This is a genomic window from Marinobacter azerbaijanicus, assembly GCF_030250645.1.
In the GTDB taxonomy this organism is placed as follows: Bacteria; Pseudomonadota; Gammaproteobacteria; order Pseudomonadales; family Oleiphilaceae; genus Marinobacter; species Marinobacter azerbaijanicus.
The window spans coordinates 579,124-593,135 of record NZ_JASSVS010000001.1 but is presented as its reverse complement, the minus strand read 5'-3'; the positions used below and the strand labels follow the sequence as shown (position 1 = coordinate 593,135).

General features: G+C 55.6%; 14 protein-coding genes. 10 read left to right on the top strand and 4 right to left on the bottom strand.

Annotated elements, in window-relative coordinates; genetic code table 11:
- Positions 1-85 precede the first annotated feature (85 nt).
- The 10 genes from QPM17_RS02685 to sthA all read left to right on the top strand — a co-directional run bounded on the left by QPM17_RS02685 (position 86) and on the right by sthA (position 10,624).
- Positions 86-1,555 carry a glyceraldehyde-3-phosphate dehydrogenase gene (locus tag QPM17_RS02685; protein WP_285388513.1) on the top strand — a complete coding sequence of 490 codons (1,470 nt, stop codon included), beginning with the start codon at positions 86-88 and terminating at the stop codon, positions 1,553-1,555.
- Positions 1,556-1,896: 341 nt separating this feature from the next.
- Positions 1,897-3,243, top strand: coding sequence for a Na(+)-translocating NADH-quinone reductase subunit A (locus QPM17_RS02680; protein WP_285388512.1), 1,347 nt, complete (start codon positions 1,897-1,899; stop codon positions 3,241-3,243).
- Positions 3,244-3,246: 3 nt separating this feature from the next.
- On the top strand, positions 3,247-4,452 hold the full coding sequence (locus QPM17_RS02675) for an NADH:ubiquinone reductase (Na(+)-transporting) subunit B (RefSeq protein ID WP_285388510.1): 1,206 nt from the start codon (positions 3,247-3,249) through the stop codon (positions 4,450-4,452).
- Positions 4,445-5,248 (top strand): Na(+)-translocating NADH-quinone reductase subunit C, encoded by an 804-nt coding sequence (locus QPM17_RS02670; protein ID WP_285388508.1) that lies wholly within the window; start codon positions 4,445-4,447, stop codon positions 5,246-5,248. Before QPM17_RS02675 ends, QPM17_RS02670 begins: the two co-directional genes overlap by 8 nt.
- A 2-nt stretch (positions 5,249-5,250) precedes the next feature.
- Entirely contained in the window at positions 5,251-5,916 is a 666-nt protein-coding gene (locus QPM17_RS02665; RefSeq protein ID WP_285388507.1) for an NADH:ubiquinone reductase (Na(+)-transporting) subunit D, read from the top strand.
- Positions 5,916-6,524: an NADH:ubiquinone reductase (Na(+)-transporting) subunit E gene (gene nqrE / locus QPM17_RS02660; RefSeq protein ID WP_285388506.1), complete on the top strand. Its 609-nt coding sequence runs from the start codon at positions 5,916-5,918 to the stop codon at positions 6,522-6,524. The genes QPM17_RS02665 and nqrE overlap by 1 nt, the downstream gene beginning before the upstream one ends.
- Before the next feature lie 37 nt (positions 6,525-6,561).
- Positions 6,562-7,788 carry an NADH:ubiquinone reductase (Na(+)-transporting) subunit F gene (gene nqrF / locus QPM17_RS02655; protein WP_285388505.1) on the top strand — a complete coding sequence of 409 codons (1,227 nt, stop codon included), beginning with the start codon at positions 6,562-6,564 and terminating at the stop codon, positions 7,786-7,788.
- A gap of 9 nt (positions 7,789-7,797) precedes the next feature.
- Positions 7,798-8,847, top strand: coding sequence for an FAD:protein FMN transferase (locus tag QPM17_RS02650; RefSeq protein WP_285388503.1), 1,050 nt, complete (start codon positions 7,798-7,800; stop codon positions 8,845-8,847).
- 14 nt (positions 8,848-8,861) lie between these two features.
- On the top strand, positions 8,862-9,110 hold the full coding sequence (gene nqrM / locus QPM17_RS02645; protein ID WP_285388501.1) for a (Na+)-NQR maturation NqrM: 249 nt from the start codon (positions 8,862-8,864) through the stop codon (positions 9,108-9,110).
- Positions 9,111-9,232: 122 nt separating this feature from the next.
- The gene (gene sthA / locus QPM17_RS02640; RefSeq protein WP_285388499.1) at positions 9,233-10,624 is read left to right on the top strand and encodes a Si-specific NAD(P)(+) transhydrogenase; all 1,392 of its coding nucleotides are present in this window, start codon (positions 9,233-9,235) and stop codon (positions 10,622-10,624) included.
- Here the strand turns inward: sthA and QPM17_RS02635 are convergent.
- From QPM17_RS02635 to tal, 4 genes are read right to left on the bottom strand one after another with little or no spacing between them, the layout of a single operon-like run.
- The gene (locus QPM17_RS02635) at positions 10,598-11,398 is read right to left on the bottom strand and encodes a glycerophosphodiester phosphodiesterase (protein WP_285388498.1); all 801 of its coding nucleotides are present in this window, start codon (positions 11,396-11,398) and stop codon (positions 10,598-10,600) included. The two genes, sthA and QPM17_RS02635, sit on opposite strands and share 27 nt — an antisense overlap.
- On the bottom strand, positions 11,395-12,522 hold the full coding sequence (locus QPM17_RS02630; RefSeq protein WP_285388497.1) for a 3-deoxy-7-phosphoheptulonate synthase: 1,128 nt from the start codon (positions 12,520-12,522) through the stop codon (positions 11,395-11,397). The genes QPM17_RS02635 and QPM17_RS02630 overlap by 4 nt, the downstream gene beginning before the upstream one ends.
- Before the next feature lie 16 nt (positions 12,523-12,538).
- A complete protein-coding gene (locus QPM17_RS02625) occupies positions 12,539-12,985 on the bottom strand; it encodes a tellurite resistance TerB family protein (protein ID WP_285388496.1) in 447 nt (148 codons plus the stop codon).
- Positions 12,986-13,019: 34 nt separating this feature from the next.
- Positions 13,020-13,985, bottom strand: a complete 966-nt coding sequence (gene tal, locus QPM17_RS02620; RefSeq protein WP_285388494.1) for a transaldolase — start codon at positions 13,983-13,985, stop codon at positions 13,020-13,022.
- Positions 13,986-14,012: the final 27 nt, after the last annotated feature.

Below are 14,012 nucleotides of genomic sequence, written 5' to 3'. Positions count from 1 at the left end.
AATGATAGGGTGTATTTGCTGTCTGGAGAATAACGTTGGATAATGTGCGCCCAATTTTCCAGGTTTCAACTGCAGAGGTTCAAGCGTGAGTCACGAACAGATCAACCAGCACCTGTCTAACTGGACGGAAAGAGAATCCACTGCGGAAGCCATGATTCCGCTGATCGGTCGCCTCTACCGCAAGAACAACGTGGTCACGTCCGTTTATGGCCGTTCCATTATTAACCAGTCGGTCATCGACATCATTCGAGCGCACCGGTTTGTGCGCCAGGTTGAGGACAGTGAGCTGTCAGTCCATAACACCCTGCCTATTCTGCAGGCGATGGACAGCATGGATCTTGGGCGTGGCCATGTCGACATTGGCAAGCTTGCGGTGAAGTTCAAGGAGGAGGGTGGCTCACTTGAGGACTTCCTGAAGCGAGAAATCGGCCCGATTGTAGGCCAGTACCAGACGCAGTCAGAAGAAGACGCCGAAAACGATACCAAGGATGTTGTCCTCTATGGTTTCGGCCGTATCGGTCGCCTGCTGGCCCGCATCCTGATTGAAAAAGCCGGCGGCGGCAACAACCTTCGTCTGCGCGCGATTGTTGTTCGTCAGGGCGGTGCTGACAACGATCTCGAGAAGCGCGCCAGTCTGCTGCGCCGTGACTCGGTCCATGGCCCCTTCAATGGCACGATCACCGTGGACGAAGAGAACTCTGCACTGATCGCCAACGGCAACTTTATCAAGGTGATCTACTCTCCGGGTCCGGATCAGGTGGATTACACGCACTACGGTATCAACAACGCGATTGTTATTGATAATACCGGTATCTGGCGCGATGAAGCCGGCCTTGGTCTGCACCTGAAATCGAAAGGTGTCAGCCGGGTCATACTGACCGCGCCGGGTAAGGGGGATATCAAGAATATTGTCCACGGCATCAACAATGACTGGATAACCGAAGAAGACCGCATCCTCTCCGCTGCGTCCTGCACGACCAACGCCATTACACCAGTGCTCAAGGCTATCCATGACGAGTACGCGATTGAGGATGGTCATGTCGAGACGGTGCACTCCTATACCAATGACCAGAACCTGATCGACAACTATCACAAGGGCAGTCGCCGTGGTCGCAGTGCGCCCCTGAATATGGTTATTACCGAAACAGGTGCCGCCAAGGCGGTTGCCAAGGCGCTGCCGGAGTTGAAGGGCAAGTTGTCCGGCAATGCCATTCGTGTGCCGACACCGAATGTGTCCATGGCCATCCTTAACCTGAACCTGTCAAAAGAGGTAACGGTTGAAGGGGTCAATGAGTACCTCAGGGACATGGCTCTGCATTCGGAGCTGCAGAAGCAGATCGATTTCGTCAATTCGCCGGAAGTTGTCTCGACGGACTTTGTCGGTTCGCGTCATGCAGGCATTGTTGATGCCCAGGCCACTATTGCCAATGGCAAGCGTCTGATCCTCTATGTGTGGTATGACAACGAGGCGGGTTACAGCGCGCAGGTTATCCGTGTGGTAAACCAGATGGCCGGCGTAACCTACCCGATCTTCCCCAAAAGGGCGCGGGACTGACCAGCGACTGACAGGCTCGGCTGGTACTGAAACCCCGACCATTTTTGGTCGGGGTTTCTTTTTGCGTGTCAATAAACCATCCTTTGTTTACGTTCAGGCACAAACTCCGCAGGGTTTCTGGTGGAAATAGTATTCCTTAATCTCTATAATTGGCGCGATTTTGGGTACGTCTGACACTCGCTTTCCATCGCTTTCTGTAGTCGGATATCCGGCATGTAACCGACGCCGGTGTATTCGTCGCTCTGGCACCGCCATCCGGTAAAGGCCGGACTGCATACCTGGGCCGCAGGCGTCGGGCGTTACAAATCCATCGAATAGTTTCTGATGATTGGATGAGGCTAATGATCAAGATCAAAAAAGGCCTGGATCTTCCCATCAGCGGCGCTCCTGAACAGACCATTACTGACGGCAAACCCGTTCGCCACGTGGCATTGATCGGTTTTGACTATATCGGCATGAAGCCGACGATGGCTGTGAAAGAAGGGGACCGTGTAAAGCGCGGCACGCTGCTGTTTACGGACAAGAAGACCGAGGGCGTTCGTTATACTTCACCGGCAGCCGGTGTGGTCAAGGAAATTAACCGCGGCGAGCGCCGTGTGTTTCAGTCAATCGTTATTGAAGTGGATGGTGACGAAGCTGAGACCTTTGCGCGCTACAACGCATCCGATATGGCCGGCCTTGAGCGTCAGCAGGTTGTTGATAACCTCGTTGAATCGGGGCTGTGGACGACCTTCAAGACTCGTCCGTACAGCAAGGTGCCCGAAATTGACTCGGCACCGCATTCCATCTTCGTCTCGGTAATGGATACCAACCCTCTGGCAGCGGACCCCACGGTCATCATCCGTGAGAATGGCGCTGCCTTTGAGGAAGGCCTGAAAATCCTTACCAAGCTGACCAACGGTAAGGTCTTTGTTTGCGGTAAGCCCGGTTCAGACGTTCCGGTTCCGACAGACGACAAGGTGGAAGTGAACCAGTTTGACGGCGTTCACCCGGCAGGCAACGTTGGTACCCATATCCATCACCTTGATCCTATTGCAGGTGACAAGGTGGTATGGAGCATCGGCTACCAGGATGTTATCGGGATTGCGAAGCTGTTCGAGACCGGGGAACTTCCGGTGGAGCGTATTGTTGCGGTGGGTGGTCCCAAGGCCTTGAAGCCGCGCCTGATCCGCACCCGTATCGGTGCCAGCCTCACGGAACTTCTCGATGGCGAAACTGCCACAGACTGCGAGGTTCGCACAATCTCCGGTTCGGTTTTCGGCGGTCGCCGTGGTGACGGGCCCTGCGCCTACCTCGGTCGCTTTGCCAATCAGATCTCTGTGCTGGAAGAAGGTTACAAGCGGGAGTTCCTGGGTTGGCTTTCACCTGGCCCGAACAAGTTCTCGATTCTGAACATCTACCTGTCGAAGCTGACAGGCGGCAAACTGTTCGATTTCACCACAACCACCAATGGCAGCGAACGAGCAATGGTGCCGGTGGGTGCGTATGAAGAAGTGATGCCGCTGGACATTCTGCCAACGCAGTTACTGCGTTCGCTTATCGTTGGCGATACAGAGATGGCACAGAAACTCGGTGCTCTGGAACTGGATGAAGAAGATCTGGCACTGTGCACGTTCGTGTGCCCGGGTAAATACGAATACGGTCCGATTCTCCGTGAGAACCTGACCCGAATCGAGATCGAGGGCTAACAGATGGCAATTCGACAGTTTCTCGATGGCATAGAACACCACTTTGAAAAAGGTGGCAAGTACGAGCGCTGGTACGCGCTGTACGAAGCCGTCGACACCATTTTTTACACTCCGGGCAAGGTGACTTCCACCACCTCCCATGTTCGTGATGGCGTGGACCTCAAGCGCATCATGATCACGGTCTGGCTGTGTACCTTTCCGGCAATGTTCTTCGGTATGTGGAACATCGGGTTCCAGGCCAACAGCTATCTGGCTGAAAATCCGGATGCCCTGATGGGCGATGGCGGCCTGCGTACAGCCTTTATCAGTGCTCTGGCTGGAAACAATGCCGCCAGTATCTGGGATAATTTCGTGTACGGCATGGCCTATTTCGTGCCCATCTACTTCGTCACCTTCGTGGTGGGTGGTTTCTGGGAAGTGCTGTTCGCGACGGTGCGCCGCCACGAAGTGAACGAAGGTTTCTTTGTCACCTCCGTGCTGTTCGCACTGATCTGCCCGCCGAGCATTCCTTTGTGGCAGGTAGCTCTGGGCATCACCTTCGGTGTGGTTATCGGCAAGGAAGTGTTCGGTGGAACCGGAAAGAACTTCCTGAACCCGGCGCTGACCGGCCGTGCCTTCCTGTACTTTGCCTATCCGGCACAGATCTCCGGTGACACAGTGTGGACCGCAGTTGACGGGTTCAGCGGTGCAACAGCACTGAGCTGGGCAGCCAGCGGCGGCCTCGAGGCACTGGAAACCCAGATTGGCTGGATGTCTGCGTTCGTGGGTTCTATTCAGGGTTCCGTGGGTGAGACTTCGACACTGGCGGTGTTGATTGGTGGCATTATTCTTCTGGTGATGAAGATTGCCTCCTATCGTATCGTCGGGGGTGTCATGATTGGCATGATAGGTATGGCGCTGCTGCTGAACATCATTGGTTCGGAAACCAATCCGATGTTCGATGTGCCGGCGCACTGGCATCTGGTGATGGGCGGTTTTGCGTTCGGTATGATGTTCATGGCAACGGACCCGGTCTCTGCGGCCATGACCAACACAGGCCGCTGGTGCTTTGGCATCCTGGTCGGTGTTATGACTGTGCTGATTCGTGTGATCAACCCGGCATTCCCGGAAGGCATCATGCTGGCAATTCTGTTTGCCAACCTCTTTGCACCGCTGATGGACCACTATGTGGTTCAGGCCAACATCAAACGGAGGCTCGCACGTGGCTAAAGCTAAAGAAACTGTCTCCAGAACGCTGATGGTTGCGCTGGTGCTGAGTATTGCCTTCTCGGTAGTGGTTTCGACTGCCGCGGTAATGCTCAGGCCGGCACAGGTCAAAAACCAGAATCTGGACATCCGTTCCAACATGCTCGCAGCTGCAGGCATGTTGGAACAGGGTGCGAGCGCAGACGAGATTGAAGAAATGTTCTCCCGTTTCAGTGTTCGCCTGGTTGACCTCGACACCGGTGAGTACGTAGAACCGTCATCGGTTGGCGTTGAAGATCCGATGAAGTACGACATGTACAAAGCGTCGTCTGATCCGGAGATGTCAACCAACATCCTGTCGGCAGCCGACAAGGCAGGTATCAAACGCCGCCCGAACGTCGCCAAGGTATTCACCCTTGAAGAAAATGGCGAACTGGTTCGTGTGGTGCTGCCGATTCATGGCTACGGGCTGTGGTCAACGCTTTACGGATTTGTCTCGCTGGAAGGCGATGCCAATACCATCGAAGGGTTGGGATTTTATGACCACGCCGAAACACCGGGTCTTGGTGGGGAAGTGGACAATCCGCGCTGGAAGCGTCAGTGGGTGGGCAAGAAAGTCTACGACGATGAGTTTGAGGAGCCCCAGATCCGACTGGTCAAGGGTGGTGTAAGCTCCGACGCCGCCAACAAGGAACACAAGGTTGACGCGCTCTCCGGTGCGACGCTGACCAGCCGCGGTGTGGAAAACCTGGTCAACTACTGGATGGGTGACCAGGGCTTCGAACCCTACCTGAAAAAACTTCGTGAAGGGGAGGTCTGAACATGGCAGACGCTTCAGCCAAACAGGTTCTCTTCGAACCGATTTTCAGTAACAACCCTATCGCGTTGCAGATACTGGGTATCTGCTCCGCGCTGGCGGTGACCACCAGCATGAACGTGACTCTGGTCATGTGTGCTGCGGTTATCGCGGTAACGGCTTTTTCAAACCTGGCGGTGTCGCTGGTTCGCACGCAGATCCCCGGCAGCATCCGGATCATCGTGCAGATGACCATTATCGCCTCCCTGGTTATTGTGGTGGATCAGGTGCTCAAGGCCTACGCCTACGAAATCAGCAAGCAGCTTTCGGTATTCGTTGGTCTGATCATCACCAACTGTATCGTTATGGGCCGCGCTGAAGGCTTCGCCATGAAGAATGGTCCCTGGCTCAGCTTCCTGGATGGCGTTGGCAACGGCCTGGGCTATTCAGTATTGCTGATCTTCGTGGCGTTTTTCCGTGAACTGCTGGGTGCCGGCTCGCTGTTTGGTGTGTCCCTGATGCCCGTCGTTAACGAAGGTGGCTGGTACATTCCCAACGGTCTGTTGCTGCTGCCGCCGAGCGCGTTCTTCATTATTGGTCTGGCCATCTGGGGTCTGCGGACCTGGAAGCCGGAGCAGGTTGAAGAGCCCGACTTCAAGATGTCTCGCCACACTGTCAAGGAGGCCTTCTGATGGAACATTATATCAGTCTGATACTGAAGGCCATTTTCGTTGAAAACATGGCGCTGGCCTTCTTCCTGGGGATGTGTACCTTCCTGGCGATCTCCAAAAAGATCGAGGCAGCCGCCGGCCTTGGCATCGCGGTCATCGTAGTGCTGACGATCACGGTTCCGGTTAACAACCTGCTCTATAACACCATCCTGAGGGAAGGTGCGCTGGACTGGGCAGGACTGCCGAACGTCGATCTGAGCTTTCTGGGCCTGCTTACGTATATCGGTGTCATTGCCGCGCTTATCCAGATCATGGAAATGGTCCTGGACAAGTACATTCCGGCGCTCTATGCGGCGCTTGGTGTGTTCTTGCCGCTGATTACAGTGAACTGCGCCATCCTGGGTGCCTCACTGTTCATGGTAGAGCGTGACTATACCTTCAGTGAGAGTGTGGTGTACGGGTTTGGTGCGGGTGTTGGCTGGGCTCTGGCCATCCTTGCCCTGGCCGGAATTCGCGAAAAGCTCAAGTACAGCGACGTTCCCGAGGGCCTGCGTGGCCTGGGTATCACCTTCATCACGGTTGGTCTGATGTCCCTGGGCTTTATGTCATTCTCAGGTATTTCACTGTAACCAACCCGGTGATTCGGTTTAACGAAAAGGCGAGACCATGAATACAGAAATTATTCTCGGCGTGGTCATGTTCACCGTTATCGTGCTGGCCCTTGTCGCGGTCATCCTCGCGGCACGGTCCAGGCTGGTAAGCACCGGTGATGTGACCATTGAAGTCAATGACGATCCAGAGCATACGTTAACAACGGAAGCTGGCGGTAAACTTCTCGGTACCCTGGCAAGTAACGGCATCTTCCTGTCCTCCGCCTGTGGTGGCGGCGGTACCTGCGCCCAGTGCAAATGTAAGGTTCTGGAAGGCGGTGGCGCCATGCTGCCAACGGAAAAGACCCACTTCACCAACCGTGAGGAAAAGGAAGGCTGGCGCCTGTCCTGCCAGGTACCGGTGAAGCAGGACATGAAAGTCGAGGTGCCGGAGGAGTTCTTTGGCGTCAAGAAGTGGGAATGCGAGGTTGTCTCCAACCACAACGTTGCTACGTTCATCAAAGAGCTGGTGCTGAAGCTTCCCGAAGGCGAGGAAGTGGATTTCCGTGCCGGCGGTTATGTCCAGCTTGAGTGTCCTCCTTACGAAATCGACTTCAAGGATTTCGATATCGAGGAAGAGTTCCACGAAGACTGGGACAAGCATGATATCTGGCGCTATAAGGCGGTGAACAAGGAGGAGACCATCCGGGCTTACTCCATGGCGAACTATCCGGAAGAAAAGGGTGTTCTCAAGTTCAACATCCGTATCGCCACACCACCTCCGGGTACTGACCATCCTCCGGGAATCATGTCTACCTACGTGTTCGCTCTGAAACCGGGTGACAAGATCACTGTTATGGGGCCATTTGGCGAGTTCTTCGCCAAGAAGACCGATGCCGAAATGGTGTTCATTGGTGGTGGTGCCGGTATGGCACCCATGCGCTCCCATATCTTTGATCAGCTGAAGCGTCTGAACTCCAAGCGCAAGATCAGCTTCTGGTACGGTGCCCGAAGCGTGCGTGAAATGTTCTACGTGGAAGATTTCGACATGCTGGCGGAAGAGAACGACAATTTCGAATGGCATGTAGCACTGTCTGACCCCCAGCCGAATGATAACTGGGAAGGTCCGACCGGCTTTATCCACAACGTACTGTACGAAAGTTACCTGAAGGACCACCCGGCTCCTGAAGACTGTGAGTACTATATGTGTGGGCCTCCCATCATGAACGCTTCGTGCATCAAAATGCTGAAGGACCTTGGTGTGGAAGACGAGAACATCATGCTGGATGACTTCGGGGGTTAATCAGTTCCAATGACATTCGGCATGTTACGACCCGTCAGGGTGGTTCTGGCCAGCGCCTTCTGGGCGCTGGCTATTGCCACGCTGGCGGGTTGTTCGTTTGAGGAAGAGGAAAAAGTCTGGGAGATTTCCGGCCCGGTATTCGGCACGCAGTATCATATCAATGTGGTATTGCAGGAAGATCAGCACCGACTGGAAAATCTGGCAGACGGTATCGATGAAGTGCTTGCCCGGGTTGATGCCTCCATGTCCACCTGGCGGGAAGACTCGGAACTATCCCGGTTTAACCGACTGGAGGACCAGAGCCAGTGGACCGAGATCTCGCGGCCGCTTCATGAAGTGCTGGCAACGGCCAGGGAAGTCTCCGAGCTGACAGACGGTGCATTTGACGTAACCGTGGGCCCTGTTGTCAATTTGTGGGGGTTCGGGCCTGATGCCCGGCCTGACCGGGTGCCCGGCAGCGATGAGCTGGCGTCCAGGCTTGCAGCTATCGGCTACGACAAGCTTGAGCTGCGGGATGAGCCGCCGGGGCTCAGGGCCAGCCCGAACCAGTATGTCGATCTCTCTGCGATAGCGAAAGGCTACGGTGTGGACGAGGTTGCGCGTTTTCTGGAATCCGAGGGTGTATCCGCCTTTCTGGTGGAAATTGGTGGTGAGGTGCGAGTCTCGGGGCGCAAACCTGACGGTGCAGCCTGGCGGCTGGCTATCGAAGAACCGGTTTCCGAGCAGCGTCGGATCAACCGGGTGGTTGCGCTGGACAGTCAGGCGATGGCAACCTCCGGAGACTATCGTAACTATTACGAATCGGAAGGGCAGCGGTTTTCACATACAATAGATCCCAACACTGGCAAACCGATCCGCCACAGTCTGGCCTCGGTGACTGTCATTGCTGACGATTGCATGACTGCAGATGCGCTGGCCACTGCATTCAATGTGATGGGGGTTGAGCAGGCAAAAGAGCTTGCCACACGTGAAAACATTGCCGCCTATTTTATAGTACGGGGCGAAGACGGGTTTGAAACGGACTATACACCGGCTTTTTCCTCGTACCTGGCAAATTAACGGAGAGACCTTCTATGGGTACTTTTCTGCTGGTTCTGACAATTGTTGTACTGCTGGTTGCCGGTATGTCTATCGGCGTTATATTTGGCCGCAAGCCTATCAGTGGAACCTGCGGGGGTATTGGCGCCATGGGTATCAGCAAGTCCTGTGATATCTGCGGCGGCAACACCCAGAAATGTGAAGAGGAGAATGAGCGCCTTGCCAATGATGGCAAGTCAGCGGAGGCGCTGTCCTACGACGCCTCCAATAAAGAGACCCGCTGATTCGGCGTCCACTGAATACTATAAAAATTCCGGGAGCCTCTGAAAAGCGCCTGCCCAGCCTGCGCGCATATGCGGGGTTTTTCAGAGGCTTCCTCACGACGTAGATAAGGAGTCACTGCAGAATGGCAGAGCATCATTACGACGTCGTCGTTATCGGCGCGGGCCCTTCGGGAGAAGGCGCAGCGATGAATGCGACGAAGCATGGTAAACGTGTCGCGATCATCGAGGATAAACCCACCGTTGGCGGTAACTGCACCCATTGGGGCACGATTCCATCCAAGGCGTTGCGTCACTCCGTCAAGCAGATCATCACGTTCAACACCAACCAGATGTTCCGGGATATTGGCGAACCACGCTGGTTCTCATTCCCCCGCGTTCTGCAGAATGCCCAGAAGGTCATCGGTAAACAGGTCAAGCTGAGGACTCAGTTCTATGCCCGCAACCGGGTGGATCTGATTAACGGACGGGCCAGCTTTCTTGATGCAAACCGTCTGGAGATCCGTGGTAACAAATCCCACGAAATTCTTCACTTCAAACAGGCTATCATTGCGACGGGTTCTCGCCCGTATCTGCCACCAGATGTGGATTTCCGCCACCACCGGATTTACAACTCGGACACCATTCTGAATCTGTCCCACACACCACGAACGCTGATTATTTACGGTGCTGGTGTTATCGGTTCCGAATACGCCTCCATTTTTGCCGGACTTGGTGTGAAAGTGGATCTGATCAATCCCGGCAGCCGTCTACTCACGTTCCTGGACGATGAAATATCCGACGCCCTTAGTTACCATCTGCGGAATAATGGCGTTCTTGTCCGGCATAATGAAGAGTATGAATCTGTTGATGGGGACGACCACGGTGTGGTCCTGTCACTGAAGTCCGGCAAGAAAATCCGTGCCGATGCCTTCCTCTGGTGTAATGGCCGCAGTGGCAATACCGAAAAGCTGGGATTGGAAAATATAGGCCTGACCCCCAATGGCCGTGGTCAGCTGGCTGTTGATGACCACTACCGGACTGAGGTAGAGAACATTTACGCAGCCGGTGACGTTATCGGCTGGCCCAGTCTCGCCAGCGCCGCCTACGACCAGGGACGTTCTGCGTCTTCCGATATCGTGAAGGATGAATACTTCCGGCTTGTGACCGACGTTCCCACCGGTATTTACACCCTTCCTGAAATCAGTTCCGTGGGTAAAACCGAGCGGGAACTGACCGAGGCCAAGGTGCCCTATGAAGTGGGTCAGGCATTTTTCAAGGACCTGGCGCGGGCACAGATAACCGGCGACCCGGTTGGTATGCTCAAGCTCCTGTTCCACAGGGAATCCCGCCAACTTCTGGGTATTCACTGCTTCGGTGACCAGGCTGCAGAAATCGTTCACATCGGCCAGGCCATCATGAATCAGGAAGGGGAAGCGAACTCCCTGAACTACTTCATTAACACCACCTTCAACTACCCAACCATGGCCGAAGCCTATCGGGTAGCGGCGCTAAACGGTCTGAACCGGATCTTCTGATCTGGTGCTGTCGGTCCTGCTTTGCCCGGTGGGCAGATGCAGGGCTGATTTTGACCGGTTATCGAAGTACATATGCGTGCTGGTTGGGTAATCAGTGATAATGCTGTCGACGCCTTTCGCTTCAAGCTTGAGCATGTCGTGGATGCGGTTAACGGTCCAGGTGGACACGTGCATGCCCCGCCGGTGAGCGTCCTCCACGATAGCCTGGGTACAGATGCGCCAGCCAATGCACAGGAAGTCACAGTGCAGGCGGGCGGCGACATTGACCGGTTTCGGGAACTTTCTGTCGGTTACCAGACCGATACGCACGCTCTTGTCCCTTCGACGAGCCTGCTGGAGGAACCACTGGTCTGACGAGGTGATGGCAACCCGCTGGTACAGATCCCTGCGCTGGATTACTTCAATCAGGCGGTTGCAGAGCACATTCAGACGCTGACGGTTGTCTTTTTTTACCTCCAGTTGCAGGTGCTCAAAATCCGGATATTCGTTCAGCAATGCTTCCAGTGAAGGGATGCCAATGGCTTTGGGCCAGGGCTTCCCATTGCGCCGGGCGTCCATTCCCGCAAGCTCTTCGGTGGTATAGCTGCCGACGCTACCCTGATGCCCTGTGGTGCGGTCAACCGTAAGATCATGAACAATAACCGGTTTGCCATCTTTTGACAGGACCAGGTCAAGTTCAAAATGCCGGACGCCATGACGGTAGGCATGAGTGAAGCCGGCCAGGGTGTTCTCCGGAGCTTCGCCCTTTGCGCCCCTATGCCCATAAACGATCATTCTGTAGCGGATTCCTTCAGACGACGGTAAATTTGCTGGCGTTTCTTCCAGGTGTCATGACACAGCTGGATATCTTCCAGATAGGCCGGTAGTTCTTCCATCAGCAGGGCCTGAGGGCCGTCCACGAGCGCTTTTTCAGGTTTGGGGTGAAAGTCCACCAGTACCATGTTGGCGCCGGCAATGACGCCTTGAGCGGTGGCATGCATGACATCCAGAACACCGTCAGGCGCGCGCTCACGACTACCTACCGAATGGGACGGGTCCACGCATACCGGCATACGGGTAAGGCGTTTCACGGCCGGCACATGAGCGAAGTCGACCATGTTGCGATGTGGCTGTCCGGCCTCTGTTTTCATGCCGCGCAGGCAGAAGATGACATTGGCATTGCCTTCGCTGGCCAGATACTCCGCTGCATTCAGGGATTCGTTCAGGGTTATTCCGAATCCCCGCTTCAGCAGTACCGGGTAAGTAGTCTGGCGCCCAATGGCCTTAAGCAGTTCGAAATTCTGGGTGTTGCGGGTGCCTACCTGGAGCATGACACCAGTGGGCCGGCCCAGCTGTTCAAGGCAGTGATCGATTTCCTCAATGTGGCTTTCATGGGTGATTTCCATGGCAATGACCTTGATGCCATGTTTGCCGGCTTTCTCGAATACCCATGGCAGACAGCCTTTGCCGTGCCCCTGGAATGAATAGGGGTTGGTCCGTGGCTTGTAGGCACCCATCCGTGTGCATACCTGCCCGTTATCCTCCAGGGCCTGCATCATCTGCTCCACGTGTTCCGGCACGTCCACGGCACACAGTCCGGCAAAGATGTTCAGGTTGGACTGGTCAAAGGTAACGTCATTATAGGTGAAGCCACTCTGGCGGCGGTCGTCCTTGTGGCGACCGAGTATCCGGTAATCATCGGAGATGCGAATGGCCCGCTCCACTGCTGGAAGGGCTTCGATGTCCTCCTTGTTGAGAGATTTTGTTTCTCCCAGAAGATAAACCTCGGTCAGGCGCTGTTTTGCGCCCTGGACCTGGTGGACTCTGACCGATACGCCGGGCAGATTCTCCAGAAAGTGCATGGTCTGACGATAGGCTTCGCTGTCCAGCGCGATATCCGGGTGGAGAATGGCTAACATACTTGCTCCTTAAGGTTCAGTCAGCGCCCTCGGCGCGATGGCGGGCCTGCATGAATTCCCTGTGGTTCAGGTGCAGCAGATCCGCCATGCGACGAATAAGGTGTTCTTCGTACTTGTCGATACGGCCGTCGGCGAGAGCAACCCGCCATATGCTTTCCAGCAGGATCTGTTTTTCTTCCTGGTCCAGCTGTTCGTTGATCATGCCGGTAAACTCGTACAGGGAGGTGGCATCATCAGCATGGTTGAGCGCGTCTTGGAGGATGTCCTCTGCTTCTTCCCGGGTGACCTGATGGGCGCGGACCGCGCAATCGACGATGGTTTTCAGCTCTTCGTCATCCTGCTCATTGTCCACCCTGGACAACTGAACCATTAACGCGGTGGCGGCAACGGCCAGTTGGTGGTTGTCGGGCTGGGTCGGTTCATCTTCCGGCGAGCCGAACAGGTTCTTCAGGCGCTCAATCATGGTCTTGCGACTCCCCTCAAGGTTACTGCCAGCGTCAGGCGGCCTGGGACAGCCGGCGAACGCGGTTTTCAAGCTCTATCTGATCGTTGGTGAATCGGCGGATGCCGTCCGCCAGCTTTTCCGTGGCCATGGCGTCTTCGTTGGACTCCCAGCGGAACAGGCGTTCATCAATAGTGCCGGGTCTGTCAGCGCTTTGTGCACCGTCGGCAGACAGGCGGCGAGGCAATGTGCTGGAATCACTGTCCAGCTCCTGCAGCAGGGCCGGACTGATCGTCAGGCGGTCGCATCCCGCCAGCATCTCGATCTCACCAGTGTTGCGGAAGCTGGCGCCCATCACGACGGTGCTATAGCCATTGGCCTTATAGTAGTTGTAGATGCGGGTCACGGACTGGACCCCCGGGTCTTCTTCCGGAGGGAAGGCATCGCGACCGGTGGCGGCCAGGTGCCAGTCCAGGATGCGGCCCACGAAGGGGGAGACCAGAAAGGCACCGGCATCGGCACAGGCGGCTGCCTGTATAAAGGAGAACAGCAGCGTCAGGTTGCAGCGAATGCCTTCCTTCTCAAGCTGTTCGGCGGCCCGGATACCCTCCCAGGTGGAGGCGATCTTGATGAGTACCCGGCTGGTGTCCATGCCAAGGTGGTCGTAAAGCTCTATCAGGCGTCGCGCCCGGGTGAGGGTTGCGCCGGTATCAAAGGACAGCCGGGCATCCACTTCTGTTGAAACCACGCCTGGAACAAGACCGAGAATCTCCTTTCCTGCCAGTACGGCCAGCATGTCAGTGGCATAGGTCAGTTGCTCGGCATCCGAGCCGCCCTGTTTGCGGGCAGCCGCCACGGCTTCATCCAGCATCGGCCGGTAGGCATCCGAAGCCGCAGCCTTGAGGAGAAGCGAGGGGTTGGTGGTAGCGTCTTCCGGTTTCCACTGGGCAATGGCATCCAGGTCCCCGGTATCGGCGACCACGGTGGTCATGGCTTTGAGTTGTTCGAGCTTGCTGGTCATTCGTCCTGTCGTCCTGATAGGTTTGTT

Bases quoted from the DNA above. Each gene is read 5' to 3' on its own strand.
- nqrF (WP_285388505.1), top strand. From the start codon at position 6,562: ATGAATACAGAAATTATTCTCGGCGTGGTCATGTTCACCGTTATCGTG.
- QPM17_RS02650 (WP_285388503.1), top strand. From the start codon at position 7,798: ATGACATTCGGCATGTTACGACCCGTCAGGGTGGTTCTGGCCAGCGCC.
- nqrE (WP_285388506.1), top strand. From the start codon at position 5,916: ATGGAACATTATATCAGTCTGATACTGAAGGCCATTTTCGTTGAAAAC.
- nqrM (WP_285388501.1), top strand. From the start codon at position 8,862: ATGGGTACTTTTCTGCTGGTTCTGACAATTGTTGTACTGCTGGTTGCC.
- QPM17_RS02680 (WP_285388512.1), top strand. From the start codon at position 1,897: ATGATCAAGATCAAAAAAGGCCTGGATCTTCCCATCAGCGGCGCTCCT.
- QPM17_RS02665 (WP_285388507.1), top strand. From the start codon at position 5,251: ATGGCAGACGCTTCAGCCAAACAGGTTCTCTTCGAACCGATTTTCAGT.
- QPM17_RS02635 (WP_285388498.1), bottom strand. From the start codon at position 11,398: ATGATCGTTTATGGGCATAGGGGCGCAAAGGGCGAAGCTCCGGAGAAC.
- sthA (WP_285388499.1), top strand. From the start codon at position 9,233: ATGGCAGAGCATCATTACGACGTCGTCGTTATCGGCGCGGGCCCTTCG.
- QPM17_RS02625 (WP_285388496.1), bottom strand. From the start codon at position 12,985: ATGATTGAGCGCCTGAAGAACCTGTTCGGCTCGCCGGAAGATGAACCG.
- tal (WP_285388494.1), bottom strand. From the start codon at position 13,985: ATGACCAGCAAGCTCGAACAACTCAAAGCCATGACCACCGTGGTCGCC.
- QPM17_RS02675 (WP_285388510.1), top strand. From the start codon at position 3,247: ATGGCAATTCGACAGTTTCTCGATGGCATAGAACACCACTTTGAAAAA.
- QPM17_RS02630 (WP_285388497.1), bottom strand. From the start codon at position 12,522: ATGTTAGCCATTCTCCACCCGGATATCGCGCTGGACAGCGAAGCCTAT.